Origin of the sequence: Novosphingobium sp. TH158 (assembly GCF_002855555.1) — a bacterium.
Lineage (GTDB): Bacteria > Pseudomonadota > Alphaproteobacteria > Sphingomonadales > Sphingomonadaceae > Novosphingobium.
Genome location: NZ_PKRT01000001.1, coordinates 1298877 through 1325000, shown reverse-complemented (window position 1 = coordinate 1325000; position 26124 = coordinate 1298877). Strand labels below are relative to the sequence as shown.

At 65.8% G+C, this 26124-nt stretch carries 31 protein-coding genes, 1 tRNA gene and 2 rRNA genes (1 of these 34 cut by a window edge); 23 read left to right on the top strand and 11 right to left on the bottom strand.

Annotation, left to right across the window (positions count from 1 at the left end):
• The 4 genes from C0V78_RS06645 to C0V78_RS06630 all read left to right on the top strand — a co-directional run.
• Positions 1–1412 (top strand): 23S ribosomal RNA (locus tag C0V78_RS06645) (it extends 1379 nt beyond the left edge of the window).
• A 131-nt stretch (positions 1413–1543) separates the two neighbouring features.
• Positions 1544–1658: ribosomal RNA gene (rrf, locus tag C0V78_RS06640) — 5S ribosomal RNA — on the top strand.
• 137 nt (positions 1659–1795) lie between these two features.
• Positions 1796–1872, top strand: a tRNA-Met gene (locus tag C0V78_RS06635).
• A gap of 68 nt (positions 1873–1940) precedes the next feature.
• Positions 1941–3431: a glycerol-3-phosphate dehydrogenase gene (locus C0V78_RS06630; RefSeq protein WP_101797004.1), complete on the top strand. Its 1491-nt coding sequence runs from the start codon at positions 1941–1943 to the stop codon at positions 3429–3431.
• Here C0V78_RS06630 and C0V78_RS06625 read toward each other — a convergent pair.
• From C0V78_RS06625 to C0V78_RS06615, 3 genes are read right to left on the bottom strand one after another with little or no spacing between them, the layout of a single operon-like run.
• Entirely contained in the window at positions 3428–3859 is a 432-nt protein-coding gene (locus C0V78_RS06625; protein WP_101797003.1) for a thioesterase family protein, read from the bottom strand. The genes C0V78_RS06630 and C0V78_RS06625 overlap by 4 nt on opposite strands.
• Positions 3856–4983, bottom strand: a complete 1128-nt coding sequence (locus tag C0V78_RS06620) for an alcohol dehydrogenase catalytic domain-containing protein (protein WP_254049844.1) — start codon at positions 4981–4983, stop codon at positions 3856–3858. Before C0V78_RS06620 ends, C0V78_RS06625 begins: the two co-directional genes overlap by 4 nt.
• A gap of 1 nt (position 4984) precedes the next feature.
• Positions 4985–5557 carry a TlpA disulfide reductase family protein gene (locus C0V78_RS06615; RefSeq protein WP_254049843.1) on the bottom strand — a complete coding sequence of 191 codons (573 nt, stop codon included), beginning with the start codon at positions 5555–5557 and terminating at the stop codon, positions 4985–4987.
• A 16-nt stretch (positions 5558–5573) separates the two neighbouring features.
• Between C0V78_RS06615 and argH the strand changes: the two genes are divergently transcribed.
• From argH to C0V78_RS06585, 7 genes are all read left to right on the top strand, one after another.
• Positions 5574–6947: an argininosuccinate lyase gene (argH, locus tag C0V78_RS06610; protein WP_101797000.1), complete on the top strand. Its 1374-nt coding sequence runs from the start codon at positions 5574–5576 to the stop codon at positions 6945–6947.
• A 4-nt stretch (positions 6948–6951) separates the two neighbouring features.
• A complete protein-coding gene (locus C0V78_RS06605; protein ID WP_101796999.1) occupies positions 6952–7197 on the top strand; it encodes a hypothetical protein in 246 nt (81 codons plus the stop codon).
• Positions 7198–7218: 21 nt separating this feature from the next.
• Positions 7219–8481, top strand: coding sequence for a diaminopimelate decarboxylase (gene lysA / locus C0V78_RS06600; protein ID WP_101796998.1), 1263 nt, complete (start codon positions 7219–7221; stop codon positions 8479–8481).
• Positions 8478–9245 carry a bifunctional precorrin-2 dehydrogenase/sirohydrochlorin ferrochelatase gene (locus tag C0V78_RS06595; protein WP_101796997.1) on the top strand — a complete coding sequence of 256 codons (768 nt, stop codon included), beginning with the start codon at positions 8478–8480 and terminating at the stop codon, positions 9243–9245. Before lysA ends, C0V78_RS06595 begins: the two co-directional genes overlap by 4 nt.
• A 95-nt stretch (positions 9246–9340) precedes the next feature.
• A complete protein-coding gene (locus C0V78_RS14900) occupies positions 9341–9517 on the top strand; it encodes a hypothetical protein (protein WP_158241487.1) in 177 nt (58 codons plus the stop codon).
• A gap of 29 nt (positions 9518–9546) precedes the next feature.
• Positions 9547–10512, top strand: a complete 966-nt coding sequence (locus C0V78_RS06590) for a hypothetical protein (protein ID WP_101796996.1) — start codon at positions 9547–9549, stop codon at positions 10510–10512.
• On the top strand, positions 10500–11396 hold the full coding sequence (locus tag C0V78_RS06585) for a transposase (protein ID WP_101796995.1): 897 nt from the start codon (positions 10500–10502) through the stop codon (positions 11394–11396). The genes C0V78_RS06590 and C0V78_RS06585 overlap by 13 nt, the downstream gene beginning before the upstream one ends.
• On the opposite strand, the gene ruvX is transcribed toward C0V78_RS06585, so the two are convergent.
• From ruvX to pyrE, 7 genes are read right to left on the bottom strand one after another with little or no spacing between them, the layout of a single operon-like run.
• A complete protein-coding gene (ruvX, locus tag C0V78_RS06580) occupies positions 11393–11860 on the bottom strand; it encodes a Holliday junction resolvase RuvX (RefSeq protein ID WP_101796994.1) in 468 nt (155 codons plus the stop codon). The two genes, C0V78_RS06585 and ruvX, sit on opposite strands and share 4 nt — an antisense overlap.
• Positions 11857–12966 carry an AI-2E family transporter gene (locus C0V78_RS06575; protein WP_254049842.1) on the bottom strand — a complete coding sequence of 370 codons (1110 nt, stop codon included), beginning with the start codon at positions 12964–12966 and terminating at the stop codon, positions 11857–11859. The genes ruvX and C0V78_RS06575 overlap by 4 nt, the downstream gene beginning before the upstream one ends.
• Positions 12963–13889 carry a signal peptidase I gene (gene lepB / locus C0V78_RS06570; protein WP_101796993.1) on the bottom strand — a complete coding sequence of 309 codons (927 nt, stop codon included), beginning with the start codon at positions 13887–13889 and terminating at the stop codon, positions 12963–12965. Before lepB ends, C0V78_RS06575 begins: the two co-directional genes overlap by 4 nt.
• Positions 13890–13897: 8 nt before the next feature.
• Positions 13898–14302, bottom strand: coding sequence for a holo-ACP synthase (gene acpS, locus C0V78_RS06565; protein ID WP_101796992.1), 405 nt, complete (start codon positions 14300–14302; stop codon positions 13898–13900).
• Positions 14299–14622 (bottom strand): hypothetical protein, encoded by a 324-nt coding sequence (locus C0V78_RS06560; protein WP_144039845.1) that lies wholly within the window; start codon positions 14620–14622, stop codon positions 14299–14301. The genes acpS and C0V78_RS06560 overlap by 4 nt, the downstream gene beginning before the upstream one ends.
• Positions 14619–15353 carry a pyridoxine 5'-phosphate synthase gene (locus C0V78_RS06555; protein ID WP_101796990.1) on the bottom strand — a complete coding sequence of 245 codons (735 nt, stop codon included), beginning with the start codon at positions 15351–15353 and terminating at the stop codon, positions 14619–14621. The genes C0V78_RS06560 and C0V78_RS06555 overlap by 4 nt, the downstream gene beginning before the upstream one ends.
• 10 nt (positions 15354–15363) lie before the next feature.
• Positions 15364–15948, bottom strand: coding sequence for an orotate phosphoribosyltransferase (pyrE, locus tag C0V78_RS06550; RefSeq protein ID WP_101796989.1), 585 nt, complete (start codon positions 15946–15948; stop codon positions 15364–15366).
• 187 nt (positions 15949–16135) lie between these two features.
• Between pyrE and coxB the strand changes: the two genes are divergently transcribed.
• From coxB to C0V78_RS06505, 10 genes are all read left to right on the top strand, one after another.
• The gene (gene coxB, locus C0V78_RS06545; protein WP_101796988.1) at positions 16136–17206 is read left to right on the top strand and encodes a cytochrome c oxidase subunit II; all 1071 of its coding nucleotides are present in this window, start codon (positions 16136–16138) and stop codon (positions 17204–17206) included.
• A gap of 26 nt (positions 17207–17232) precedes the next feature.
• Entirely contained in the window at positions 17233–18885 is a 1653-nt protein-coding gene (gene ctaD, locus C0V78_RS06540) for a cytochrome c oxidase subunit I (protein ID WP_101796987.1), read from the top strand.
• Positions 18886–19012: 127 nt separating this feature from the next.
• Entirely contained in the window at positions 19013–19921 is a 909-nt protein-coding gene (locus tag C0V78_RS06535; RefSeq protein WP_101796986.1) for a heme o synthase, read from the top strand.
• Between the two features lie 3 nt (positions 19922–19924).
• Positions 19925–20062, top strand: coding sequence for a hypothetical protein (locus C0V78_RS15015; RefSeq protein ID WP_173843352.1), 138 nt, complete (start codon positions 19925–19927; stop codon positions 20060–20062).
• Positions 20062–20670, top strand: coding sequence for a cytochrome c oxidase assembly protein (locus C0V78_RS06530; RefSeq protein WP_101796985.1), 609 nt, complete (start codon positions 20062–20064; stop codon positions 20668–20670). The genes C0V78_RS15015 and C0V78_RS06530 overlap by 1 nt, the downstream gene beginning before the upstream one ends.
• A gap of 66 nt (positions 20671–20736) precedes the next feature.
• A complete protein-coding gene (locus tag C0V78_RS06525) occupies positions 20737–21558 on the top strand; it encodes a cytochrome c oxidase subunit 3 (RefSeq protein ID WP_101796984.1) in 822 nt (273 codons plus the stop codon).
• A 101-nt stretch (positions 21559–21659) separates the two neighbouring features.
• Positions 21660–21953 carry a DUF983 domain-containing protein gene (locus tag C0V78_RS06520; protein WP_371514425.1) on the top strand — a complete coding sequence of 98 codons (294 nt, stop codon included), beginning with the start codon at positions 21660–21662 and terminating at the stop codon, positions 21951–21953.
• A complete protein-coding gene (locus C0V78_RS06515) occupies positions 21950–22555 on the top strand; it encodes an SURF1 family protein (RefSeq protein ID WP_254049841.1) in 606 nt (201 codons plus the stop codon). Before C0V78_RS06520 ends, C0V78_RS06515 begins: the two co-directional genes overlap by 4 nt.
• 28 nt (positions 22556–22583) lie before the next feature.
• Positions 22584–23984: a threonine synthase gene (thrC, locus tag C0V78_RS06510; protein ID WP_101798229.1), complete on the top strand. Its 1401-nt coding sequence runs from the start codon at positions 22584–22586 to the stop codon at positions 23982–23984.
• Positions 23984–24877, top strand: a complete 894-nt coding sequence (locus C0V78_RS06505) for a class I SAM-dependent methyltransferase (protein ID WP_101796982.1) — start codon at positions 23984–23986, stop codon at positions 24875–24877. Before thrC ends, C0V78_RS06505 begins: the two co-directional genes overlap by 1 nt.
• Here C0V78_RS06505 and C0V78_RS06500 read toward each other — a convergent pair.
• Positions 24865–25341 (bottom strand): MgtC/SapB family protein, encoded by a 477-nt coding sequence (locus C0V78_RS06500; RefSeq protein WP_254049840.1) that lies wholly within the window; start codon positions 25339–25341, stop codon positions 24865–24867. The two genes, C0V78_RS06505 and C0V78_RS06500, sit on opposite strands and share 13 nt — an antisense overlap.
• Before the next feature lie 84 nt (positions 25342–25425).
• Between C0V78_RS06500 and C0V78_RS06495 the strand changes: the two genes are divergently transcribed.
• The gene (locus C0V78_RS06495) at positions 25426–25797 is read left to right on the top strand and encodes a dihydroneopterin aldolase (protein ID WP_101796981.1); all 372 of its coding nucleotides are present in this window, start codon (positions 25426–25428) and stop codon (positions 25795–25797) included.
• 1 nt (position 25798) lies between these two features.
• On the top strand, positions 25799–26122 hold the full coding sequence (locus tag C0V78_RS06490; RefSeq protein WP_101796980.1) for a Rossmann fold domain-containing protein: 324 nt from the start codon (positions 25799–25801) through the stop codon (positions 26120–26122).
• The last annotated feature ends 2 nt before the right edge of the window (positions 26123–26124 follow it).

Here is a 26124-nt window from a genome sequence, read left to right as displayed (position 1 = left end):
CCCCTAAGACGAGCCCGAAGGGGGTAGTCGATGGGAACCACGTTAATATTCGTGGGCCTGGTGGTGTGTGACGGATCTCGTGTGTTGTCTGACCTTATCGGATTGGTCAGGCTTCGAAGAGGTTCCAGGAAATAGCCCCACCGTATAGACCGTACCCGAAACCGACACAGGTGGTCTGGTAGAGTATACCAAGGCGCTTGAGAGAAGTATCCTGAAGGAACTCGGCAAATTGCCTCCGTACCTTCGGAAGAAGGAGGCCCTGCTTTTGCGCAAGCAATTGCAGGGGGCACAGGCCAGGGGGTAGCGACTGTTTAGCAAAAACACAGGACTCTGCTAAGTCGGCTTCAAGACGACGTATAGGGTCTGACGCCTGCCCGGTGCTCGAAGGTTAAGAGGAGGAGTGCAAGCTCCGAATTGAAGCCCGAGTAAACGGCGGCCGTAACTATAACGGTCCTAAGGTAGCGAAATTCCTTGTCGGGTAAGTTCCGACCTGCACGAATGGCGTAACGACTTCCCCACTGTCTCCAGGATATGCTCAGCGAAATTGAATTCTCCGTGAAGATGCGGAGTACCCGCGGTTAGACGGAAAGACCCCGTGCACCTTTACTGCAGCTTCAGAGTGGCATTGGAAAATTATTGTGTAGCATAGGTGGGAGGCTTTGAAGCACTGGCGCCAGCTGGTGTGGAGCCATAGGTGAAATACCACCCTGTGATTTTTTAATGTCTAACCTCGCGCCGTTAGCCGGCGCAGGGACCCTCTGTGGCGGGTAGTTTGACTGGGGCGGTCGCCTCCTAAAGAGTAACGGAGGCGCGCGATGGTAGGCTCAGGCCGGTTGGAAACCGGCTGTTAGAGTGCAATGGCATAAGCCTGCCTGACTGCGAGACTGACGAGTCGAGCAGAGACGAAAGTCGGTCATAGTGATCCGGTGGTCCCTCGTGGAAGGGCCATCGCTCAACGGATAAAAGGTACGCCGGGGATAACAGGCTGATGATTCCCAAGAGCTCATATCGACGGAATCGTTTGGCACCTCGATGTCGGCTCATCACATCCTGGGGCTGGAGCAGGTCCCAAGGGTTTGGCTGTTCGCCAATTAAAGTGGTACGTGAGCTGGGTTCAGAACGTCGCGAGACAGTTTGGTCCCTATCTGCCGTGGGCGTCGATACTTGAGAGGAGTTGCCCCTAGTACGAGAGGACCGGGGTGAACATGCCTCTGGTGTACCTGTCATCGTGCCAACGGTGCAGCAGGGTAGCTATGCATGGACGGGATAACCGCTGAAAGCATCTAAGCGGGAAGCCTCCCTCAAGATAAGGTATCTTCGAGTCGTGATAGACCATCACGTTGATAGGCTGGATGTGGAAGCGCGGTAACGTGTGGAGCTAACCAGTCCTAATAACTCTGATCATGCTTGATGAATCCCACCATCAATGACAGCCTTGCGGTTGTCTGCGATGAGCGGACGAAATCATAGCCAGAGACGCCTCAAACTGCGAACGCAGCTTAAGAAGTGCATCGATTAAAAACCGTTTCCGCCTGCTTTATTGCTTGGTGACCATAGCGTCTGTGACCCACCCGATCCCATCTCGAACTCGGCCGTGAAACCAGACAGCGCCGATGGTACTGTGGCTCAAGCTCCGGAAGAGTAGGTCGTCGCCAGGCATTACAGCCGGCGGAAGCGGAAAACCCATTCACACGTCAGGGCTTTACAGGCCTGCACTCTAAGGGCCGAGAGGCCCTTTTTGTGTTTCCGGGGACTTGTTTTCCGGCAATTCGGCCTTAATTGGCCATCATGGTGACGCGGGGTGGAGCAGCCCGGTAGCTCGTCAGGCTCATAACCTGAAGGTCGTAGGTTCAAATCCTACCCCCGCAACCACAACAGAACCCCGCTTCGGCGGGGTTTTTTGTTGCCTATTGCCCGCCTGGCGGCAATCGTCGCGGACGATGCAGACGGATATTGATCCACATTACGACATTGCCGTCATCGGTGGCGGCGTGAACGGCTGTGGAATCGCGCGCGATGCCGCCGGGCGCGGGGCGCGCGTCCTGCTGCTGGAGGGCGGCGACCTTGCCGGTGGCACTTCCTCCGCCTCGACGAAGCTGATCCACGGCGGCTTGCGGTACCTTGAGTATTACGAGTTCGCGCTTGTCCGGGAGGCGTTGAGCGAGCGCGAGCGTTTGTGGAAGATCGCCCCGCATATCATCTGGCCGCTGCGCTTCGTCCTGCCGCATGTCAGGGGCCTGCGTCCGCGCTGGCTCTTGCGGCTTGGCCTCTTTCTTTACGATCACATCGGCGGACGCCGCCGCCTGCCGGCCGCGCAGTCGCTCGACCTGTCCCGCCACCCTGCGGGCGCGCCGCTGAAGCCGGAATATGCGCGGGGTTTCGCCTATTCGGATTGCTGGGTCGATGATGCCCGGCTGGTTGTGCTCAACGCCCGCGATGCGGCCGATCGCGGGGCCGTGGTCCGGACGCGCTGTCCGGTAACCGCGCTTGACCGCGGGGGTGATGGCTGGACCATTACCACCGCCCAAGGCACGTTCCGCGCGCAGGCCGTGGTCAACGCGGGGGGTCCGAAAGTGCTCGACCTGCTGGGCCGCGCGCATGAGCAGCCGGAATACGGCATGCGACTGGTGCGCGGCAGCCACATTGTCGTGCCGCGACTGTTTGACCATCCCTTCGCCTATTTCTTCCAACTGCCTGATGGCCGTATCTTTTTCGCCATCCCCTATGAGGACGATTTCACCCTCATCGGCACGACCGACCGCGATCATACGGGCGGCGATCCGCGCGCCAGTGAAGAGGAGATCGCCTACCTGTGCGAAGGCGCCAGCCGCTATTTCCGCAAGCAGGTGACTCCAGCCGATGTCGTCTGGACCTATTCGGGTGTGCGGCCGCTGATTGACGATCATTCCGGCAAACCGGAAGCGGCGACGCGTGGCTATCGGCTCGACCTTTCAGAGCCGGACGAGGGCGCGCCGATCCTGACCGTGTTCGGCGGCAAGATCACCACTTTCCGCCACCTTGCCGAAGAGGCCTGCGACCTTCTGGCCGAGCGCCTGCCCGCGCTGTCAGGCCCGGCCTGGACGGCAGGATCGGCGCTGCCGGGCGGCGATTTTCCCATGGACGGCGCGGCGCAGCTCACCGCCGATATTGCGCGCCGCTATCCCTTCCTTGAGCCCGCCTGGGCGGCGCGAATGGCGCGCAGCTATGGCACGCTTTGCCCGCAGGTGCTTGTCGATGCGACCACGCTCGACCAGTGCGGAATCGATTTCGGCTCAGGCCTGACCGAGCGCGAAGTCCGCTACCTTGTCGAACGCGAATGGGCGCGAACCGCCGAGGACGTGCTCTGGCGCCGCACCAAACTGGGCCTTCGGTTGACGGCCGCCCAGCAAGACCGGCTGCGCGCCTTCATGGCAACGATCGTTCCGGCCTAGGCCAGCAATTCCAGCCTGTCCCGCCAGGCTTGCGGCAGAGGCACGGGCCGGCGGCTTTCGCGACCGACGTAAACGTGACTGAAGTGGCCTTCTGCCGCAGGTTCCGCGCTGTCCGCAGCGAAGACGCCGATGCGGTAAGTGACGCTTGACGAGCCCAGCCGGTCGAGCCTCAGTCCGAGGTCCACCGAGCCCGGATAGGTCAGCGATGCGGCATAGCGGCAACCGGTTTCGACGACGAGACCGATGGGATCGCCATGCTCGATATCGAGCAGGCCCTGCGCGATCAGCCACGAGTTCACCAGGGTATCGAACCAGCGGTAATGCACCGTGTTGTTGACGTGGCCATAGACATCGTTGTCCGCCCATTGCGTCGGCAGGGTCTGCCAGTGGCGATAGGCATCGCGGCCGAGAAGGGGCTGGCGGCTCATTCGGTTCCTCCGGGGATGACGACCTGGCGGATGGCCTGTCCGTCGGCAAGGCGATCCATGCAGCGGTTGATCTCGCTCAGGGGGGCGACCGAAGTGAGCAGGCGCTCAACCGGCAGGCGGCCCTCGCGCCACAGGGCGATGTAGCGCGGGATGTCGCGCGCGGGGATCGACGATCCCATGTAGCTTCCGATCAGCGCCTTGCCTTCTGCCACCAGCGACAAGGCAGGGATGACGAGCTTTTCGGACGGGTGCGGCAGCCCGACAGTGACGATCCGCCCGCCGCGCCGCGCGCGGGTGCAGGCATCGGCCAGAACGCTGGCCCGGCCCACGGTTTCGATTACCACATCGGCGGTATCGAGGCTGTCCGCCTCCTCCGGGGAAACGGCCGCGGCTGCGCCCAGTTCGAGAGCCAGCCCGCGCTTTTCGGGCGAGGGGTCTATCGCCGTGACCCGCGATGCGCCGCCCGCCAGCGCCCCCATAAGCGCCGCCATGCCGACGCCGCCGAGGCCATAGACCAGCACGCTTTCGCCTTCGCGCAGGGCTGCGGTGTTAAGCACGGCGCCGACGCCGGTCAGCACCGCGCAGCCGAACAGCGCGGCGATCTCTGCCGGGATATCGGACGGGACCTTCACGGCGGAGCGGCGATCGACCACGGCGTGGCTGGCAAAGGCCGAGACGCCGAGGTGATGGTGCACGGGCGCGTGCCCTTCGCTAAGCCGCCCGCCGCCGCCGATCAGCTCGCCGCGTCCGTTCGCCGCCGCCGCGACCTCGCACAGGTAGCCGCGGCCATCGCGGCACAGCGCGCATTCGCCGCAGGCCGGCAGGAACACCAGCACCACCCGGTCGCCCGGGGCGAAACCAGGATCGTCCGGCGTTCCGGTGGCGATTACGGTCGCTGCCGCTTCATGCCCCAGCGCCATCGGCATGGGGCGGGGGCGGTCTCCGTTGACGACGGAAAGGTCCGAATGGCAGACGCCTGCCGCGTCGATCCGTACCAGCAGTTCGCCCGGGCCGGGCCCGGCAAGGTCCAGCTCTGCCAGTTCCAGCGGCGCGTTTTGCGCATAGGGCCGGGGCTGGTCGCCCGATTGGCGCAGGACGGCGGCGGTGATGCGGCGACCGTTCAAGTCACAGCGCCGGGCCGAGCAGCTTCTTCGTCGCCTCGGTATTCCACTCGCGCGGGCCGGTGATGCGCCAGACCTCGCGACCCTCGGCATCGTAGAGGATCGACGTGGGCAGGACCTGGATATCGTAATGCACCGAAAGATCGTTCTTGGCATCCAGCCAGGGCTCCAGGTGCTTCACGCCGCGCTGCTTGAGGAAATCGGCGACCTTGGCCGTGTCCTGATCCTGCGACACGGTGACCACGCGCAGCCCTTCGCCCACCAGTGCGTCAAGCTGCGGCAGCTCGGCCACGCAGGGGGCGCACCAGGTGGCCCACAGGTTGATGAGCACCGGCTTGCCCTTCAGCGATGCCAGCGAAAGCGTCTTGCCCGAAGGATCCTCAAGCGTGAAATCGGGCAGCTGGTTGCCCTGCTTGGCGCAATCGGGCTCGCCCACCTTGGCGGGGATCGAGGTGCAGGCCGCGCTTTTCGCAGCGCCTTGCGCCTTCTCGCCGCTTTGCCTATCGCACCCGGCAAGCAGGCCCCCGGCAAGGGCCAGTCCAAGGACAGCAGAATTGAGCGATCGGGATAACAGCAAGGCAGGCTCCAACCAGATGTGGGGCGGACGGTTCGCGGAAGGACCGTCCTCGATCATGCGTGAGATAAATGCCTCGATCCCCTTCGACAAGGCACTCTGGCGGCAGGACATCGCCGCATCGAAGGCCCATGTCGCCATGCTGGGGGCGCAAGGCATCGTTTCCGCCCAGGATGCCGCGCTGATCGCCGAGGGGCTCGACAAGGTTGCCGCCGAATACGAGGCCAGCGGCGTGCCCGAGGACTGGGACCTCGAAGACATTCACATGACCACCGAAAGCCGGCTGGCCGAACTGATCGGCCCCGCCGCCGGCCGCCTGCACACCGCGCGCAGCCGCAACGATCAGGTGGCGACCGATTTCCGCCTGTGGGTGCGCGATGCCTGCGACCAGGCGCTTGAGGGGCTGAAAGCGCTGCAGGTCGCGCTGGTCACCCGCGCCGGCGAACATGCCGACAGCATCATGCCCGGCTTCACCCATCTGCAGACCGCGCAGCCGGTAACGCTCGGCCACCACCTGCTGGCCTACTACGAAATGGCGGCGCGCGACGTGTCGCGCTTTGCCGATGCGCGCGCGCGGATGAACCGCTGCCCGCTGGGTTCGGCAGCGCTGGCGGGCACCGGCTTCCCGATCGACCGGCAGGCGACCGCGAAGGCGCTGGGCTTTGACGGGCCGACCGCCAACAGCCTCGATTCGGTTTCGGACCGCGATTTCGCGCTCGATTACCTGATGGCTGCCAGCCAGTGCGCGCTGCACCTTTCCCGACTGGCGGAAGAATTCATCATCTGGGCCAGCCAGCCCTTCGGTTTCGTGCGCCTGCCTGACAGCCTGTCGACCGGCAGCTCGATCATGCCGCAGAAGAAGAACCCCGATGCCGCAGAGCTGGTCCGCGGCCATGCCGGGCGCATCTCGGGTTGCCTTGTCAGCCTGATGATGACCATGAAGGGCCTGCCGCTCGCCTATTCGAAGGACATGCAGGACGACAAGCCGCCGGTCTTCGAAGCCGCGGGCCTGCTCACCCTGTGCCTTGCCGCAATGACCGGCATGGTCGAACAGACCACGTTCCGCACCGACCGGATGCGCGCCGCTGCCGAGCTTGGCTATGCCACGGCGACCGACCTTGCCGACTGGCTGGTGCGGCAGGCGGACATTCCCTTCCGCGAGGCGCATCACATCACCGGTTCGGCGGTGAAGCTGGCGGAGTCGCGCGGCATCGCGCTCGACCAGCTGCCGCTGGAAGACTTGCAGGCCATCGATCCGCGCGTGACGGCAGATGTCTATGCGGCCCTCTCGGTCGAAGCCAGCGTCGCGGCTCGCGCCAGCCATGGCGGAACCGCGCCGGATCAGGTAAGGCTGCGCCTTGCCGAAGCGCGGCTGGCGCTCGGGCTGGAGTAGTTCGATGAAGAAGGCCGTCCTTGCCCTTGCCGTCCTTGCCCTGCCGCTTGCCGGTTGCGGGGTTACCGCGCCGCTGAAACCGCAGGCCGGCAAGGACCTGCCGGTCGCACCCCTGGGCCGCGATACCCGTCCGACCTCGGACGAGCTGCTGAAACTCAGGCCGCAGGCCGCACCCGAACGCACCGTCGAACTGCGCAGCAAGTCCGAAGACCGCGCCGACGATCCTTACGACCTGCCCCCCGAGGGCTGATTTTCCGCAAAGACCCGATTCATGGACCATTTCGAACTCAGGAACGGCGTGCTCCACGCCGAGGACGTGCCCTTGACCGCGATTGCCGATGCTGTCGGAACGCCGGTCTATGTCTATTCGCGCGCCACGCTGGAACGGCATGCGCGGGTGTTCCGCGATGCCCTTTCGATCCTGCCGCGCGTGCACATCGCCTTTGCCATCAAGGCCAATCCCAACCTGGCGGTCCTGCGCATCATGAAGCGCGAAGGGCTGGGCGCGGATGTCGTTTCGGCAGGCGAGATGGCGCGCGCGCTGGCGGCAGGGATGCCGGCGGAGGACATCGTCTTCTCGGGCGTTGGCAAGCAGCACCACGAGATGATTGCCGGGCTTGAAGCCGGGATCGGCCAGTTCAACCTGGAAAGCGAGGAAGAGGGCGAGGAGCTTGCCGCAATCGCCGCCGCGCGCGGGCTCACCGCCAATTGCGCGCTGCGCGTCAATCCCGATGTCGATGCCCGCACCCATGCCAAGATTTCGACCGGCAAGGCGGAAAACAAGTTCGGCGTGCCGATCGACCGTGCCGCCGGCATCTATGCGCGCCTTGCCGCGCTGCCCGGCATCAACATGCGCGGTGTTGCCGTTCACATCGGCAGCCAGCTTTCCGAGCTCGAACCCTTCGAGCAGGCCTTCGCCAAGGTGGGCGACCTCATCGCCGAACTGCGTGCCAACGGGCAGACGGTGACCCATGCCGATCTCGGCGGCGGCCTGGGCGTGCCTTACAAGGCGGGCGAGACCTTCCCCAGCCCCGAGGAATATGCCGCCATGGTCGCCCGCGCGACCGAGGGCTGGGACGTGACGCTGATGTTCGAGCCGGGCCGCGTGATCTGCGGCAATGCCGGCGTGCTGCTGACCCGCGTGGTGCGCGTGAAGCGCAGCTCCAACAAGGCGCCCTTCGTCATCGTCGATGCGGCGATGAACGATCTGGCGCGTCCGGCCATGTACGGCGCCTGGCACGATTTCGACGCGGTGCAGCCCAGCGGCGACCGCATGACCGCCCATATTGTCGGCCCGATCTGCGAAACCGGCGATACCTTTGCCATGGACCGCGAATGCGATGCGCTCGTCGCCGGCGACCTGGCCGTGTTCCGCACCGCCGGCGCCTATGGCGCGACCATGGCTTCCAGCTACAACAGCCGCGGTTTCGTTGCCGAGGTGATGGTTGACGGAGACAAGTTCGCCGTGGTTGCCGACCGTATCCTGCCCGAGGCGATTTCCTCCGCCGAGCGCGTGCCAGACTGGCTGGAATGACGAATTCGCTGCCCCTGTTCCACCGCGTGGCCGGCCAGCCGGTGATCGTGCTGGGCGAGGGCGAGGCGGGTGAAGCCAAGCGGCGGCTGGTCGAACGGTTCGGCGCGGTGATCGTCGGCGAGGACAATGGCGAAGCCCGGCTGGCCTTCGTGGCCCTTGCCGAGCCGGAAGCGGTTGCCGCGCGGCTCAAAGCGCGAGGCCTGCTGGTCAATGTCACCGACCGCCCGGACCTGTGCGACTTTACCGTGCCGAGCCTGCTGGAACGCGGCCCGGTGCAGATCGCGGTCGGCACCGGCGGGGTTTCGGCCGGCCTTGCCAAAGCACTGCGCCTGCGGCTCGAAACGATGCTCCCCGCCTCGCTGGGGGCGCTGGCAGAAGGGCTTGGCCGCGCACGCGGCGCCCTGCGCGCGCGTTTTGCCGATGGGGCCGAACGGCGGCGCGCACTTGATGCGGCGCTGGCTGCGGGCGGCATTCTCGATCCTCTGGACGCGGCAAGTGCCGCGCGGGTCGATGCCTGGCTGGCCGGGGCTGCGGCCGGAACGGCGGGCCTTGCCGAAATCGTGCTGCGCTCTGCCGATCCCGATGACCTGACCCTGCGCGAGGCACGGCTGCTGGGCAGCGCCGACCTTGTCGTGCATGATGCCGCTGTCCCGGTCGAGATCCTGCTCCGCGCCCGCGCCGATGCCAGCCGCCGCGAGATCGGGGATGGCGGCGCGGATGCCACTTTCCCGGGGCTGACCGTGGTGCTGCGGGCCCCGCGTTAATACCGGATTACAAGCTTTTAATTTCAGTTGCAGCGCCGCCCCCGGCAATCCGGCGAGGCAAGGCAATGGGGCCTTGCAGAGCATGGGGGTTAGCCATGGTCCTACCTTTGATCGATGTGGCGTCCTTGCCGCATCTCGATGCGCTGACCGGCGTTTTCGGCAGCCTGCTGCCCGGCGGGCAAGCGCAGTCTTCGGGCGATGAAATTGTCATCCTGATGGTGTTCCTTTACGAACTGCTCCATCCGGAACTTTTCCCCACACCCACGCCCTGAGCGAGTGGAGAGACAGGAAAGGCAGCGCTGTGGAAGTGAGACCCGAAATCGCCGCACTCCAGGCCGAACCGGTCCGGCAGGTGCAGGCGCAGGCCGGACTTACCGCAGCGCTGGCTTCCTGGCAGGAGGGAGCCGAGGCGAGGCCGGTTCTGGCCGGTTTTTCCCGCTATGCCCGCGGCGCGCCGCTGGCCGAACAGCGCGCCCTGGCGGACCTGTTCGGCGCGGACGGAGATAGCGCGCGGGCACTGGTTGCGCCCCTGATAGACGCCTTTTCGAGGGAGCTCGCCCGCGAGCCCCTGGGCATCGTCCCGCTCAGGCACTTCGCCGATGGCATGATGGCCAGCCTGATGCTGGCCCGCGAGGCGGATTGCCTGCTCACGCTCGTGGCGATCGACGGGGCAGGGCTTGCCGCCCGTCCCAAGCCGCGATCGGCGGGTTTTGCCCCGGCCGAGGAATGGGAAGTGGTGATTGCCGGGTCCGGCAGGGCGCGGCTGGTCGAGCGGTGCGGGGACAGGATCGCAACGCATGGCATCGACCTTTCGCCCGGCCTGGCCCTCGGCCGCGATGGCGCGCGCGAAGCGCTGATTTTCGACGATGTCGATGGCGTGCTGCTGATGCTGCGCTTGCAGCGGCGGCATGACCTGATGCAGCCCAAGCTGGAAGTATCGCTTGAAGATGGCCGCGTGCTGCACCGCGCCAACGCCACGCCGCAGGAAAGCCGGCTGGAAGTGGCAGTGGCGCTGCTTGGCCGGATGGGGCGGGCCGATGCCGCGCCGGTGCTGGCCGAGATCGCGCGCGATGAAAGCCACGGCGATTCGCTGCGCTGGCAGGCGCTGCGCGAATGCCTGGGGCTTGATACCCGCACCGGCTTCTGGACCCTGACAGCCATTGCCCGCGCCGGCTCCGATGCGCTGGCGATCCCGGCCGGGGCGTTGCGTGCCCAGCTGCTTGAAACCTATCCCCAGCTTGCCGAGGTAGACCCATGCCCCGCGTGATCGCGCTTGCCGACGAGGCGAAGTGCAGCCTTGCCGAATGTGCCGACGCCCTTGCGACGCGCGGCTTTGATCCCATGGACGAGGAAAGCCTGCAGCACGGCGCGCTCTGGCTGCGGCGGCTGGGCAACAATGCCACGTTCCTCGGCGACCTGCTGGTCGAGAACCTGACGCACCGCCATCGCGAGGATGCCGACAGGCAGAGCTATGGCCCGCAGTCGATCGTCCTTTCCGACCATCGCGGCAACTGCTTCCTGCGAGCCAACATCTGGCCGGGCGCGCAGGACCACCTGCTGGCGGCGAGCGGCCGTTCGCCGTTCCTCTACGACATGCCGCACGACCACAATTTCCACTTCCTGACGCTCGGCTATTTCGGTCCCGGCTACTGGAGCGACTATTACGAATACGACTATTCCGAGGTTTGCGGCTGGCAGGGCGAGCCGGTGCGGCTGAAGTCGCTGGGGCGGCAACGGCTCGAACCGGGCAAGCTCATGCTCTATCGTGCGCACCGCGACGTGCACCGCCAGTTGCCGGCCGATGCCCTTTCGGTCTCGGTGAACATCATGCACGCCAATCCGGCGCTCGGCTGGCTCGACCAGTATCGCTTCGATGTGGAGAAGGGCACCCTGGCCGCGATTGTCAGCCACGGATCGACCGACGCTTTCCTGCGCGTGGCCGTGGCCATGGGCGGGGCGGAGGCGCTGGACCTGGCCGAGACCTTCGCCGCCCGCCATCCCAGCGACCGCATGCGGCTCACGGCATCGGATGCGCTGGCCTCGCGACTGACGGACGTGGCCGAGCGCGATGCCTTCTGGGCACGGGCGGAAACGTCGGGCAGCCGCATGGTCGCGGCGGAGGCGAAGGCGCGAAGGGCGGCGCTGGCCTAGAATCCGCCGCCGGCCAGCGCGTCTATCGCCGCTTGCAGGATGACTGCGGCAGCAGCGGAATCGATCCGCTCGGCGCGTTTGGCGCGGCTCATGTCCTGGGCGATCAGGCCCCGTTCCGCGCTGGTGGTGGACCAGCGTTCGTCCCACAGCAGGATGGGCAGGCCCAGCGCTTCGAGGTTGCGGGCATAGGCGCGGCTGGCCTGGCTGCGCGGTCCTTCCGAGCCATCCATGTTCAGCGGCAGGCCGATGACGATGCCCTTGATCCCGCGCTCGGCAATCAGGGCGGCAATGGCGGCCTTGTCCGCGGTGAACTTGCCGCGCGGCAGGGTCTTGCCCGGGCTGGAGAAGCGCCAGCCGGCATCGCAGAAAGCCGTGCCGATGGTCTTGGTACCCAGGTCCAGTGCGATCAGCGCGCCGCCGCCGGGCAGCTCTGCGCGCATGTCCATGATGCTGGCGGTGATCATTCGCTGTCCGCCAGGTTGCCATGTTCGGCGTGCCATTCCGCCTCGTTGCGGCTGGAATGGCGTTCGAGCAGGATCTTGATCATCGCCACCAGCGGATCGGCCAGCACCAGGCCAAGCAGGCCGAACAGGGTGCCCATGATCAGCTGTGCGCCCAGCACCAGCGCCGGGGCCAGGTCCACCGTCTTGCGGGCGATGTAGGGGGCGACGAGGTTGCCATCGATGGTGTGCAGCACGAAGTAGACGATGATGCAGTAGATGCCCATGTCGACCCCGCCCGAGAAACCGACCATGACCATGATCGCCCCCGAAATCGGCGCGCCGATGTTGGGCAGGAAGGCCAGCAGGCCGGTCAGCAGGCCGAGCAGCGCGGCCATGGGCACGCCGTACAGCGAGAGTGCGATCCAGGTCAGCACGCCTTCCAGCAGCATGCCGAGCAGGCGCCCGGCCATCAGCCGGCGCAGCGATCGGCCCATCTGTGCCGCCGTGGCGTGGAAATGCGCGCGTTCGGTGATCGGGAACATCCACGCCACCCCGCGCTGGTACAGCCGCGGTTCGGCGGAAATGTAGATGCCCAGCACGATGACGAGGAACAGCGTCGTCGCGCCGCCGATCAACCCGCCCACGGCATGGGTAACCTCGCCGACGCCGCCCAGGACTTCCTTGGCGACGCCTTGCACGGCTTCGGCATTGATCTGCATGCCGTGGTTCTGAAGCCAGGCAATGATCCGCAGCGCCTGCGATTCGATGATCTCGGGCAATTGCGCAGCCTGCGCGGCAAGCTGGCTTCCGGCGAACATCAGCGTCCACAGCAGGAAGGCCGTGGCCAGCAGGATCACGATGGTCACCCGCCAGCCGCGCGGGATGGGCAGGGCCCGCCCGAGCAGCCGCGCGCCGCCATCGATGGTTGCGGCGAAGACGAGGCCGCCGAAGATCACCAGCAGCGCCTGCGACAGGTAGACCGTCAGCACGATCAGCCCGGCCATGCCGAGCCAGACGGCGGCTCGCTTTACCTCGCTTCGCAGCATCGGATCGGCAAAATCGGCCGGTCCGGCAACGCGCGCCTTGGTGGGCGGTGCATCGTCCTTGCTGCGGTCGGCGTCGCTCACTGGCTCTCCCCGCTTGGCGCGCTGTTGGGCGCAATGGCCGGGCGCAGGCTGCTCCAGGCGCGGCCCGAACGCAAGGCCCCCCACCAGGTCAGCGGGTTCCAATCCTGCGTGCCATCCAGCGAGAAGGTGATGAATTCCGCCCTGCCGCCCACATTGTGAAGCGGCACCGGCCCGTCCAGACCCTGCGACCATGCCGGGAAACGGCTGTCGGCGGAATGGTCGCGGTTGTCGCCCATCAGGAAGACATGGCCGGCAGGAACGGTAATCTCGGCAAAGTCGTCGCCCACCGTCTCTTCGGTATCGAGCGTCACGTAGGTCGCGCCGTTGGGCAGCGTCTCGCGCCAGGTGGGCAGTTCGAGCACCCAGCGCCCGTCGGGCAGGCGAATGCGGTGGCGGCTCATGTCCGAGGCGGCATAGCAATAGTCCTGGGCATGGCCGCTGTCGCAGCGCAGGGCATCGTCGGCTGGCAGGCGGATCGCGGGCTCCATCTCGCGCTTGATCGGCTTGCCGTTCAGGTAGATGTGCCCGGCCTTCACCGCTATACGGTCACCCGGCAGGGCGACAACGCGCTTGATCAGGTCTTCCTCGCGATCGCGCGGCACGACGATGACGATGTCACCATATTCGGGCGTTCCGCCCAGCAACCGCCAGGTGCCGCGCGGCAGCAGGTGGAAGCTGACCGAGGACCAGTTCCAGCCATAGGGATATTTGGAAACCACCAGCCGGTCACCGACCAGCAGGTTCGGCGTCATCGAGATCGAGGGGATGTAGAACGGCTTGGCGATAAACGAGTGGAAGGCCAGCACCGCCAGCAGCATCCAGGCAAGGCCGCGGATTTCCTCAAGCCAGGAAACCCGGGGGCGGGCATCCGCCGGGGCGGCGGGTTCGGCATTGGCAGGCGTCTTCGGCTCTTCGACGGTCATGGCTGCTTTCAGGCAAGGGGGCGGGCTTCGATCACCACGAAGGCCTGCGCCCAGGGATGATCGTCGGTCAGCGTCAGGTGGACCACGGCTTCATGTCCGGCGGGCGTGATCGCCGCAAGTCGCGCGGCGGCCCCGCCGGTCAGGGCAAGGGTCGGCGCGCCGGACTTGGCGTTGACCACGCCGATGTCCTTCATGAACACGCCCGCCTTGAACCCGGTTCCTACCGCCTTCGAAAAGGCTTCCTTGGCGGCGAAGCGCTTGGCGAGCGTGCCGGCCTTGGTGAAGGGGCGGCGATTGGCCTTGGCGCGTTCGGTTTCGGTGAAGACGCGCAGTTCGAAACGCTCGCCAAAACGGGCGAGCGAGTTCTCGATCCGCTCGATATTGCAGAGGTCGGAGCCCATGCCGATGATCATGCGCTGACTGCCGCAAAGACAAGGGGGACCAGCATGGCCAGGCAGCAGGCGATTTGCGCCCACTGCGCGCGCCTCGCGCCAGTCGCGTCAGCCGATCGGAAGGCGCGGTGCGCGGCCCGCGTCGCCAGGGCAACGCCGGTGATCGGCAGCACGGCAAACAGGCCGATCATGAATGCGGCGTCGGCAAGGCTCCCGCCTATACCGGCAACGGCAATGGCCGAGAGGCTATAAATAAGGAGAAGTGTGCCCGAGACGACCGTGCACAGCATGGACAGCGCGGCAGCCGGTCCGGGAAGGGGATGTTCCCGTGCCTCGATCACCGCGCTGCGTCCATCAGCTCGCGCATCTTCACCACTGCCGGTTCCAAGCCGCAGAAGATGGCCTCGCCGATCAGGTAGTGGCCGATATTCAGTTCGGCGAGCTGCGGGATCGCGGCGATGGGCTGTACGTTCTCGTACGTCAGGCCATGGCCAGCGTGCGGCTCGATGCCATTGCGCGCGGCGAGCGCCGACATGTCGGCAATGCGCTTGAGTTCGACCGCGCGCGCCTCGCCCTCGGCATGGGCATATTCGCCGGTGTGGAATTCCACCACCGGCGCGCCGAGCCGCATCGCGGCTTCGAGCTGGCGCACTTCCGGCGCAATGAACAGCGACACGCGGATGCCCGCGTCAGCCAGCGCGCCGACGATCGGCACCAGTCGGTTGTGCTGCCCGGCAGCGTCGAGCCCGCCCTCGGTCGTGCGCTCCTCGCGCCGTTCGGGGACGATGCAGGCGGCGTGCGGCTTGTGGCGGAGCGCAATGGCCAGCATCTCGTCGGTCGCCGCCATCTCGAGGTTGAGCGGCAGGTCGGTCGCCGCCTGGATGCGGGCGAGGTCCTCGTCGCGGATGTGGCGCCGGTCCTCGCGCAGGTGCGCGGTGATGCCGTCGCCCCCGCAGGCCGCGACGATCTCTGCCGCGCGCACGGGATCGGGATGGTCGCCGCCCCGCGCATTGCGGATCGTGGCGACGTGATCGATGTTCACGCCAAGGCGAAGGCGGCCGGGCACGATCACGCTGCCGGCCTCATGGCTTGGCCCGGCTGCCGGGCTTGACCGCCTCGGTGCCTGCCAGCTCGGGCGGCAGCTCGTCAGGAGCATAGGTCGGGAAATTGAGCGCGATCAGCGGGAAGAACGGTACGCCGAGATCGACGCTGCCGGCCGACCGGTCGACCAGGGCCGCAGCCGCGATCACCTCGCCACCGGCTTCCTCGATGGCCTTGATCGCCTCGCGGCTGGAAAGGCCGGTGGTGACCACGTCCTCCACCATCAGCACCTTGTCGCCCGGCTCCACGCTGAAGCCGCGGCGCAGTTCGAAGGTGCCGGTGGGCCGTTCCACGAACATGGCCTCGACTCCCAGCGCGCGGCCCATCTCGTGGCCGATGATCACGCCGCCCATGGCGGGGGATATCACCTTGGCGATCTGTTTGCGCAGCTCGCGAGGCAGCTTTGCCGCAAGTGCAACGGCCAGCCTGCCGGCCCGCTCGGGATCCATCAATACGCGCGCGCACTGAAGGTAATGTGCGCTGTGACGGCCCGAGGACAGCAGGAAGTGCCCTTCGAGCAACGCCTTGCTGGCGCGGAACTCGGCCAGGACCTCTTCATCTTGCATGATTCGCCATGCTCCCAGGGAATGAATTTCGGGAAGGACTTGCGCCCGGTCAAAAATATCCCCTAGAGGCGCTTGAGTGGCCCCGCAAGCGCGCGTATAGGCCCGGTCAAAATAGGCCTCATCTGTAAGGCGAGGGGGGCACGGTAACGCTCTCGCCGGCATAGGAAAGCGGAAAGCGAAAGCTGTGATGACAATTGGCGAAAAGGCAGCCGGATCGCTCCGGCGGGCAGGATCGGCCCTCAAGGCGCTCAGCGTCCTTGCCGGCGCAACCTGCATGACGGGCGTGGCTTACGCGCAGGAAGCAGCCAAGGAAGCGGCTCCTGCCGCCTCTGCTGCACCGGCGGCGGGCAGCTACACCCCGATGGCTCCCACCCCGGGCATCGGCATGCCGGTGGACAAGGGTATCGGTTTCCAGGCGCAGTTCTCGCCCAACGGCGAATATGCGGCGTGGATGCACGATGCCATCCTCCTGCCGATCATCGTGGTCATCACGCTGTTCGTGCTTGCCCTGCTGCTCTGGGTCATGGCGCGCTATAACCGCCGCGCCAATCCGAACCCCTCGAAGACCAGCCACAACACGCTGATCGAAGTGATCTGGACGCTGGTTCCGGTGCTGATCCTGGTGATCATCGCGGTTCCTTCGTTCCGCCTGCTGGCCAAGCAGTACGAGCCGGCTCCTGAAAAGGCGTTGACCGTCAAGGTCACCGGCAACCAGTGGTACTGGACCTACGGATACCCCGACAACGGCGGGTTCGAAGTGATCTCGAACATGCTCAACCAGAAGGGCCAGCCGGTCGTGAACCCCGGCATCCGCGAAGCGGGCAGCCAGCCCTGGGACGGTCCGGCGCAGCTTGAAGTCGATAACCGCCTGGTCCTGCCGGTCGGCGAAAAGATCAAGATCCAGGCCATCGGCGCCGACGTGATCCACGCCTTCGCCGTCCCCAGCCTGTGGTTCAAGATCGACGCCGTGCCCGGCCGCATCAACGAGCGTACGCTGCTGATCGAAAAGCCCGGCGTCTATTACGGCCAGTGCTCCGAACTGTGCGGCGCCCGCCACGGCTACATGCCGATCGCGGTCGAGGCCCTGCCGCGCGAAAAGTTCAACCAGTGGGTCCTGACCCACGCCGGCGGCAAGATCGACGGCCAGCCCGAACCGGCTGCCGCCGCTCCGGCCCCCGCCGCCGCCAAGGCTGATGCCGCCGCTCCGGCTGCTGACGCTTCCGCAGCTCCTTCCGCTTCCGCGGCGCCCGGCGCCTGAGCGACCCGAGACAAGGTTAGACTGACATGGCTCACGACCATCACGACGATCATGATCACAAGCCGGGCTTCTTCGCCCGCTGGTTCATGTCCACCAACCACAAGGATATCGGTACGCTCTACCTGATCTTCGCGATCATCGCGGGGATCGTGGGTGGTGCCTTCTCGGGCATCATGCGCGCCGAACTGGCTGCCCCGGGCATCCAGTACCTTGGCTACTGGGCCGAATTCTTCGGCACCGCCAACCCGACCTTCGACCAGCAGCTCCACCTGTGGAACGTGCTGATCACCGCGCACGGCCTGATCATGGTGTTCTTCATGGTCATGCCGGCAATCATCGGCGGCTTCGGCAACTGGTTCGTGCCGCTCATGATCGGCGCGCCGGACATGGCGTTCCCGCGCATGAACAACATCTCGTTCTGGCTGACGGTCGCTGGCTTCATCTCGCTGCTGCTCTCGGCCTTCGTGCCCGGCGGCACGGGGCAGGGTGCCGGCATCGGCTGGACCGCCTATGCGCCGCTCTCCACCTATGGTGCGCAGGGCCCGGCCGTGGACTTCGCGATCTTCTCGCTCCACCTGGCTGGCGCGGGCTCGATCATGGGCGCGATCAACTTCATCACCACCATCTTCAACATGCGCGCGCCGGGCATGACCCTTCACAAGATGCCGCTGTTCGTGTGGTCGGTGCTGGTTACCGCCTTCCTGCTGCTGCTGGCCCTGCCGGTTCTTGCTGCCGCGATCACCATGCTGATCACGGACCGCAACTTCGGCACGACCTTCTTCGATCCGGCCGGCGGCGGTGACCCGGTTCTCTACCAGCACCTGTTCTGGTTCTTCGGCCACCCCGAAGTGTACATCATGATCCTGCCGGGCTTCGGCATCATCAGCCAGATCATCTCGACCTTCTCGAAGAAGCCGGTGTTCGGCTACCTCGGCATGGCCTACGCCATGGTCGCGATCGGTGTCGTCGGCTTCATCGTCTGGGCGCACCACATGTACACCACCGGTCTGTCGGTGAACACGAAGATGTACTTCACGGCGGCGACCATGGTCATCGCGGTGCCCACCGGCATCAAGATCTTCTCGTGGATCGCGACGATGTGGGGCGGCAGCCTGGAGTTCAAGAGCCCGATGATCTGGGCGATCGGCTTCATCTTCCTCTTCACCGTCGGCGGCGTGACCGGCGTCGTGCTTGCCAACGGCGGCGTGGACGACAACCTGCACGACACCTACTACGTCGTGGCGCACTTCCACTACGTGCTGTCGCTGGGCGCGGTCACCTCGCTGTTCGCCGGCTTCTACTACTGGTTCCCGAAGATGAGCGGGAAGATGCACTCCGAGTTCCTCTCGTACCTGCACTTCATCGTCTTCTTCATCGGCGTGAACATGATCTTCTTCCCGCAGCACTTCCTGGGTCTGCAGGGCATGCCGCGCCGCTACCCGGACTATGCCGAGGCCTATGCCTACTGGAACGGCATCTCCTCGCTGGGTTACGCCATCACGGCCGGCTCGGTGGGCATCTGGTTCCTCAACATCATCTACGCCTTCGTTGGCGGCAAGAAGGCTGAGGACAACTACTGGGGCGAAGGCGCAACGACGCTCGAATGGACGCTGTCGAGCCCGCCGCCGTTCCACCAGTACGAGACCCTGCCGGTGATCGACGACTCCAAGCATCACTGATTGGCAGTCTGACAGGCAAGAAAGGGCCCCGGAAGGAAACTTCCGGGGCCTTTTGCATGGCGAATTGCAGCGATTCATCGCGGACTCGCTTCCCCTCGCGCGTCAGGCGGATTATAGGGCGCTCGCAATGGCCGCCGCTCAGATACAGACCCTGCCCGCCGACTGGCGTGACTTCCTCTCGCTGACCAAGCCGGGGGTGATCAGCCTCGTCGTGTTCACGGGGCTTTGCGGCCTGCTGGCAGCGCCCGAGCGGCTCCATCCGGTCCTCGCCTTCACCGCCATCCTGTGCATCGCCATGGGCGCTGCCGGCTCGGCGGCGCTTAACCAGTGGTGGGAAGCGGATATCGATGCCGGCATGAAGCGCACGGCCAAGCGCCCGCTTCCGGCCGGCCGCATGGACCGTACCTCCGCGCGCGATTTCGGGGTGGCGCTCTCGGCGGCTTCGGTCATCATCATGGGCCTGGCGATCAACCTGCTTTCCGCCGTGATCCTCGCCGTCTCGATCTTCTACTATGCCGTGGTCTACACCATCTGGCTCAAGTCGCGCACGCCGCAGAACATCGTGATCGGCGGTGGGGCCGGGGCGTTCCCGCCGATGATCGGCTGGGTCGCGGCGACGGGGGACATCACCCTCATGCCGGTGGTCCTGTTCCTCATCATCTTCATGTGGACCCCGCCGCACTTCTGGGCGCTGGCCCTGTTCGTGCAGACCGATTACGCCAAGGTCGGCATCCCGATGATGCCGGTGGTCGCGGGCGAGCGCTCGACCCGCCGCCAGATCCTCGCCTATTCCGTGATCCTGCTGCCGCTGTCGATGGTGCCGTGGTTCATCGGCGGGACGGGCGCGGTCTATGGCCTCTCGGCACTGGTGCTCTCGGGCCTGTTCCTGCTGCTTTCGGTGCCGGTCGGCCTGCGCTCGCGCAGCGGCGATGACGATGCGATGAAGCCGGAAAAGCGGCTGTTCAAGTATTCGATCCTCTATCTTTTCGTCCTGTTTGCCGCACTCGTGGCGGACCGGATGCTCGCCGGAGCGTGATCCATGACCGATCCTGAAATCCAGACTTCCGAAGAACAGCGCCTCAAGGTGATCCGCCAGCGCAACCTGGTGTTGGCCCTGACGCTCGGTGCTTTCGTCGTGCTGTTCTTCGCCATCACCATCGTGAAGTTTCAGCACTGATGGCTACGGCACCCGTCATTCCTTCGCCGCGGGACAACCGCAAGGTCGGTCTGATGGCTGCCGGGCTGGCGCTTGCCATGCTGGGCCTGGGCTGGGCATCGGTGCCGCTCTACCGCCTGTTCTGCCAGGTCACCGGCTTCGGCGGCACGGCGCAGCGCGTCAGCGAGGCCGAGGCCCGCAAGATCGAGGCGCTCAACACGACGATCTCGGTGCGCTTCGACGGCAATGTCGACAAGGGCCTGCCCTGGCAGTTCGGTCCGGAGCAGATCACCCAGACGGTGCGCCTCGGCGCGCGCAACATGGCGATCTACACGGCCAAGAACACCTCGTCCGTGCCGATCACCGGCATGGCGAGCTTCAACGTTTCGCCTGACGAAGCGGGCAAGTATTTCTCGAAGATCCAGTGCTTCTGCTTCACCCAGCAGACGCTCAAGCCGGGCGAGGAAGTACGCATGCCCGTGACCTATTATGTTGACCCCGCCATCCTTGAAGATGATGTCGCCAAGTCGATCAAGCAGATCACGCTGAGCTACACTTTCCACGAGGATCGCACCAGCGCGGCCAATTCCGGCGCGAATGGGCTGGACCGCGGCACAAGGGCGCGATAAGGGGCCAGCAAATCCATCTTTGGCGGGCCTACCGCCTTATGCTGCAACAGGGACTTGAGGACCATCATGGCCGGCGCAAAGAACCACGATTTCCATATCCTTCCGCCCGACATCGTGCCGCTGGCTACGACGATCGGCGCGCTCACCTTCACCTCGGGCATGGTGCTGTTCATGCACGACATGGCCGGCGGCAAGTGGGTTCCCTGGCTGGGCATGGCGATCCTGCTGCTGGCCATGTACCAGTGGTTCTCCAAGATCGTGACCGAGGCGCATGCCGGCGACCACACCCCGGTCGTGCAGCTGCACCAGCGCTATGGCATGATCCTGTTCATCGCTTCGGAAGTGATGTTCTTCGTCGGCTGGTTCTGGGCCTTCTTCGACTTCTCGCTGTTCCCCACGGCGATGACCGAAGTGGTTGACGGACAGTGGCCGCCCAAGGCGATCGAAGCGGTTATCGACGCGTTCGACCTGCCGCTGCTCAACACGCTGATCCTGCTGTGCTCGGGCTGCACGCTGACCTGGGCGCACCACGCCCTGATCCACGGCGATCGCGACAGCATGAAGAAGGGCCTGTGGCTGACGATCATCCTCGGCCTCGTCTTCACCGCGATCCAGGCCTTCGAATATGTCCACGCTCCGTTCGCGTTCGGCAAGAACACCTACGGTTCGGCCTTCTACATGGCGACCGGCTTCCACGGCTTCCACGTCATTGTCGGCACGATCATGCTGATCGTCTGCCAGGTTCGCGCCTACAAGGGCCACTTCACCCCGCGCCAGCACTTCGGCTTCGAAGCGGCCGCGTGGTACTGGCACTTCGTTGACGTGGTGTGGCTGTTCCTCTTCGTCGCCATCTACGTCTGGGGCGGCTGGGGCTATCCGGTCCACTGATGAACGGCGAAACGCCAGAAACGAAGGGGCAGCCGGGACAAGTCCAGGCTGCCCTTTTCGGTTTGTGCCCCCGCTGCGGGCAGCGCACGCTGTTCGGCAGCATGACCCAATTCGCCGACAAGTGCCGTTCCTGCAGGCTGGATTATGGCCAGTTCAACGTGGGTGACGGGCCGGCGGCCTTCCTCACGCTGATCATCGGCGCGGTCATCGTCGGCCTGGCGCTGTGGCTCGATGCGGCATGGCGTCCGCCGTTGTGGGTTCATGCGATCCTGTGGCTGCCGCTGACCGCCGGTTCGGTGGTCTGGGGCCTGCGCGCGGCGAAGGCCTGGCTGATCGATGCCGAATTCCGGCGCAAGGCGGTGGAGGCCCAGGCCAAGGACCTGCGCAGCGAATGATCCGTCGCCTGCCCCTGATCCCCACGCTCGTCGTGCTGGCGGCCGTTGCCGTGATGGTGCGGCTCGGCTTCTGGCAGCTTGACCGCATGCACGAGAAGGAGCTTGAGCTGGGCCGGCTGGCGCAGAACGTTTCGGCTGGGGTGGTTGATTTTCCCGCTGACCGCTTCGACCAGTCGCAACTGTTCCGTCCGGCGCGGCTCGATTGCCGCAATCCCGCCAAGCCCACGCTCTCGGGTGCGGGCAAGGTCGGGTACCGCGTGATCGCCCGGTGCGAGGGCGGGGCGCTCGTCCAGCTTGGCACCAGCCGCGATCCGCGCGCCGTGGTTGAATGGGCAGGCGGCAGCGTAACCGGTTCGATCGGGCAGGCGCCCGATTCGCGACCGCTGATCGTGACCGCCTTCGATCATTCCCCGCGCGAGCTGATGCTGGTGACCGATAGCCCGGTTCCCGGCCTGTCCGCCAACCCCAAGCGATCGCTGGAAGAGGTGCCGAACAACCACTTCTCCTATGCGGTGCAGTGGTTCCTGTTCGCCGGCATTGCCCTGGTGATCTACGGCATTGCGCTGAGGAAGCGGCTTGCCGCGCGGGACCAGCGCGGCTAACCGCGCGCCAGATTTGAACAGGATGGCCATGGAATACATCTCCACACGCGGCAGCGCTCCGGCGCTCGATTTTGCCGGCGCGACGCTTGCGGGCCTGGCCTGCGATGGCGGGCTTTACGTCCCGCGCGAATGGCCGCGCTTTACCGAGGCCGAGATCGCCGCGATGGCCGGCCTGCCCTATGCCGCGCTTGCCGCGAAGGTGATGGCACCCTTCGTTGCCGGCAGCCTGACCGAAGAGCGACTGCTCGAACTGACCACGCAGGCCTATGGCCGCTTTGCCCACAAGGCCGTGACGCCGCTGGTGCAGATGGACGAGCAGAACTGGCTGCTGGAGCTGTTCCACGGCCCGACGCTGGCCTTCAAGGATGTGGCCCTGCAGCTGCTTGGCCTGCTGTTCGAGGAATTCCTCGGCCGCACCGGCCAGAACCTGACCATTGTCGGCGCAACCTCGGGCGATACCGGTTCGGCGGCGATCGACGCGGTTGCCGGGCGCGAGCGGATCGACATCTTCATGCTCCATCCGCATGGCCGCGTTTCCGACGTGCAGCGCCGCCAGATGACCACGGTGCTGGCACCCAACGTTCACAACATCGCCATCGAAGGCTCGTTCGACGATGCCCAGGCGATGGTGAAGCGCATGTTCAACGATGCGGCGATGACCGGCCAGTTCAACATCGGTGCGGTCAATTCGATCAACTGGGCACGCCTGATGGCGCAGGTGGTCTATTACTTCGCCGCCGCGCTCCAGCTTGGTGCGCCCCATCGCAAGGTGGCCTTCTCGGTGCCGACCGGCAATTTCGGCGACGTGTTCGCCGGCTATGTCGCGGCGCAGATGGGGCTGCCGGTGGAACGGCTGATCGTGGCGACCAACGTCAACGACATTCTCCACCGCGCCCTGGCCAATGGCGACTATTCGCAGGGCACTGTCACGCCCACGGCGGCGCCTTCGATGGACATCCAGGTCTCGTCCAACTTCGAACGCCTGCTGTTCGACCTCGGTGGCCGCGACGGCAAGGCGCTGGCCGACCAGATGGCCGGCTTCGAGGCGAGCAAGGCCATGCAGCTGACCAACGCCCAGCGCGAAGGTGCCGCCGCGCTGTTTTCCAGCGCGCGCACCGATGCCACCGAAATGGCCGCGGCAATCCGCTGGGGCTGGGAGCAGTGCGGCGAGATGATCGATCCGCACACCGCCTGCGGCATCCACGCCGCCCGCACGGCAGGCATCGATGCGTCGGTCCCGGTGGTCACGCTGGCGACCGCGCACCCGGCCAAGTTCCGCGACGCGGTGGAACGCGCCACCGGCCACCGCCCGAGCCTTCCGGCGCGGGTGGGTGACCTGTTCGAGCGCGAGGAACGCTGCGCCGAACTGCCGGGCGACTATGACGCGATTGCGGACTATGTCTCGGTCCACGCGGTGCCGAAGGGCTGATGGCGCACCTCAGGCCCGATCCGCTGATCCTCGCGGGCGAGGGCTGGGCCGACTATGGCCTTGTCGATTCCGGCCACGGTCGCAAGCTTGAGCGCTATGGCCCCTTTCGCTTCATCCGGCCCGAACCGCAGGCGATGTGGACGCCGCGGCAGGCCGACTGGCAGGCGCATGGCGAATTCATCCCGGCATCGGACGATGATGGCGGCGGGCGCTGGCATTTCGACCGGCCGGTCCCGCGCGAAGGCTGGCAGCTTGCCCGTGGCGAGGTGAAGTTCACCGCAAGCTGCACCCCGTTCCGCCACCTCGGCTTCTTCCCCGACATGGCCCCGGTGTGGGACTGGATGGACGAACAGCTTTCCGGGCGCAGTGATGCGCAGACGATGAACCTGTTCGGCTATACCGGCGTCGGCACGCTTTCGCTCAGCCGGCATGGTCCGGTGACCCATGTCGATGCCTCGAAGAAGTCGGTTGCCGCGGCGCGCGAGAACGCCGCGCTTTCCGGCATGGGCGACCGGCCGGTGCGCTGGATCATCGACGATGCGGCAAAGTTCACCGCGCGCGAAGTCCGCCGGGGCAAGCGCTATGACGGCATCATCCTTGACCCGCCGAAGTTCGGACGCGGTCCGGAGGGTGAGGTCTGGCGTCTGGAGGAAGGCCTGCCGGGGCTTATCGCCGATTGCCGCCAGTTGCTCGATGGCGAAAGCCGCTTCCTGTTCCTGACGGTCTATGCCGTGCGGATGTCCTCGCTCGCGCTTGCCGGGCTGCTGGCAGAGCACTTTGGCGATCTGCCGGGGATTATCGAACATGGCGACCTTGCCGTGCGCGAGGAAGGTGAGGGCGCGCGCCTGCTGCCCACCGCGATCTTCGCCCGGTGGCGCGCTCAGGATACCTGATCGTCGGTTTCGCGCTCGTCGCCCTCGGCGCCGGCAAGGCGCTTGATCGGGCGCATCACGCTCAAGGTCAGGAAGGTCGTCGCCGATAGCAGCACGGCGACATCGAGGCTGCCCAATCCCACTGCCGCGCCCACGGCGCCGGTAACCCACAGGCTTGCCGCCGTGGCCGTACCGTGGACCGAATCGGCGCGCCGCAGGATCGCCCCGCCGCCGATGAAGCCCATGCCGGTTATCAGCCCCTCTATGATCCGGGCCATGGCTTCGGGATGGCCGGTGGCCAGCGCCTCGGTCGCCTCGATGAAGCCGCAGGTGGCAACCGCAACCAGCGGGAAGGTGCGCAGGCCGGCGCTGCGTTCTTCCTTCTCGCGGTTCCAGCCGAGCGGCAGCGCCAGCAGGTAAGCCAGCGCCAGCGCAACGATATGCGCGCCGAAATCCGGGGGCTGCATTCCGGGAAGGTCCAGCATGGCGGTTCAACAATTGGCGGGCCGGATTTGTGCCGTGAATACGCGGACTGGACAGGCGGGGGCGGCCATGCCATCGCGCCGCGCATGGCAGACAGCCTCATCCTTGAAGTCGCCAACCTTGAACACGATGTCCTGACCGGCATCTATTCTGAGGAAACCGGCCGCCCGCAGCCCCTGCGCATCACCATCCAGGTGCGCATGAAGGTGCCTGCGCGCTTCGAACCCGATACCCCGCTTTCGGCCAGCAAGAACTACATGGACCTGAAGGCCGCTGCGACCGAGGCGCTGCCGCAGGGCGTGCACTTCAAGCTGATCGAGGCCGTGGCCGATCACATCTGCGAAACCCTGCTGCTGCAGGATGACCGGGTGGAGGCGGTGACGGTGAAGATCGTCAAGCTGGCGATCAGCGAGAATGGCGAGGACATCGGCATGACGCTGACGCGAGAGCGTCGCTGACATGCTGGTGCGCATCGGGCCTTTGCCGGACGGGGCGCTCGATGCGGCAAGCGCTTTTCATGCAGCCGAGCTGCCGCGCCTTCGCAGCATGGCCGATCCGGTTGTGACCTTCCTGTTTGCTCCCGCAGACCATACCCACACCGCCTGGCGCCGCGCCGCCGTGCAGTCGCTGGCGCGCGAACTGGCGCCGCGGCGAATCAATGCGATTGCCAGCGATGACGAATCGGCGATCGAAGCCGCGCTGGCCTACCTCGCAGCGGCAGATGGCGTGACCGGGCAATACCTTGCGCTGGATAGCGCCGGGGCAGGCAAGGTGATAGAATAGCG